Genomic DNA, 1,223 nt, shown 5'->3' on the forward strand with positions numbered 1-1,223 from the left:
ACTCCTTTAGACTTGCATTATTATATTTATTGTAAGTTTAATTAAGAAAAGAGAGCTGAACTTAGGTAAACTATTCCCGCTCAGAATTAAAAATTCATAGTGCGATTCAGACCTAAGTTCAGACTTTCATCAACAATCTCTAATAGAAATTCGGGATTTGAAGCCCATTATCAAGGAGTTGAGTTATTGATGAAATTCCCTCTTTCACTAAAGCATTACGAAGTTATGAAAAGTATTTATGTTGGTATCGATGTGAGTAAAAGAACTCTGGATGTTTGTGTAAAAGGTTCTGAGCAAGAACAGTTTTTTAAAATTGAGAACAAATCCAATAGTATTAAAAAACTATTTAAGGAATTAAGCAAAGTTGATAGTTGTGTTGTGATAGCTATGGAAAACACTGGGCATTACAACCACCAGCTTTATAAAGTCCTACCCAATTTCGATTTTACTGTATATGTAGTAGACCCCAAGCATATCAAGAGAAGTATTGGGTTAGTTCGGGGAAAAAATGACAAAGTGGATGCCAAGCGAATTGCTAGGTTTATTGAAAGAAATAATGAGGATCTGGACCCATGGGAACCTCTATCGGAAAGCGTCTATTCTTTAAAGGTTCTATTAACTGAACGAAAAGCAGAGGTTGCTCGAATAAGAGCTTTAAAACAAAGAATAGAAGGTCTTAATCAACAAAAATCAGTGAGTTCTGTTCCAAAGCTTATCACCAGGAACAAAAAAGAGATACAGAGAATCCAAAAAAGGGTCAAGGAAATCGAGAAAATGATAAGGGAAGAAATTGCTAAGGAAACTTCATTAAAAAGAGAAATAGACCGAATCAAAACAGTTCCAGGAATAGGAGATGTTACCGCCTGGATGATCGCTGCTAAGACACATGGCTTCAAACGATTGCTCGACCCAAGAAAGCTAGCCTGTTTTGCCGGAGTGGTGCCTTTTGACCAACAGAGCGGGAGTAGCCTCAAAACAAAGCCCAGAGTATCCAAAATGGCAGATCGCTCATTAAAAACTGTATTACAAATGGCTGCAATGAGATCAGTAAGAATGAATAATGAATTACAGAGCTACTATCAACGTAAGGTAGAAGAAGGCAAAAACAAAATGAGTGTATTAAATGCAGTAAGAAACAAGTTGATCCATATTGCAATGGCTTTAATTAAAAATAAAACCTATTATCAAAATCGTTTGGAATTGTCATAGAAATCGAACTGACG

General features: G+C 35.7%; 1 protein-coding gene. It reads left to right on the forward strand.

What is annotated here, in order from left to right:
- The first annotated feature begins 225 nt into the window (after window positions 1-225).
- The gene (locus LB467_RS18595; protein ID WP_224475652.1) at window positions 226-1,209 is read left to right on the forward strand and encodes an IS110 family RNA-guided transposase; all 984 of its coding nucleotides are present in this window, start codon (window positions 226-228) and stop codon (window positions 1,207-1,209) included.
- Window positions 1,210-1,223 lie beyond the last annotated feature (14 nt).

Source organism: Salegentibacter tibetensis, assembly GCF_020164485.1.
GTDB classification, from domain to species: domain Bacteria; phylum Bacteroidota; class Bacteroidia; order Flavobacteriales; family Flavobacteriaceae; genus Salegentibacter; species Salegentibacter tibetensis.

Coding starts and splice junctions, on each gene's coding strand:
- LB467_RS18595 (WP_224475652.1), top strand. CDS start 226: ATGAAAAGTATTTATGTTGGTATCGATGTGAGTAAAAGAACTCTGGAT.